This window comes from Streptomyces sp. SID14478, assembly GCF_010548525.1.
GTDB lineage: Bacteria > Actinomycetota > Actinomycetes > Streptomycetales > Streptomycetaceae > Streptomyces.
In genome coordinates, this window is record NZ_JAAGMG010000167.1 from 1 (window position 1) to 207 (window position 207).

The window sequence follows — 207 nt, forward strand, 5'->3', positions numbered from 1 at the left end:
CCCGCAGACGACGGAAGGTGAGTCATGCGCGAGTGCCCTGCCTGCGGGGCGTCCAACGGGGACACGGACGACTTCTGCGGCAACTGCGGCAGCTACTTGGGCTGGTCGGACGAGGCGGCGGGCCGCTCGGCCCGGGGAACCGCGGACCCCGGCCCGGACGCGGCCCCACTGCCGACGGCCGCACCGGAAACGGAACCGGCCGCGCAC

The 207-nt window shown here is 75.4% G+C and carries 1 protein-coding gene; it reads left to right on the forward strand.

Annotation, left to right across the window (positions count from 1 at the left end; genetic code table 11):
• Positions 1-24 precede the first annotated feature (24 nt).
• The coding region (locus tag G3I40_RS06380; RefSeq protein WP_164301179.1) for a zinc ribbon domain-containing protein at positions 25-207 on the forward strand (183 nt) is incomplete at its 3' end.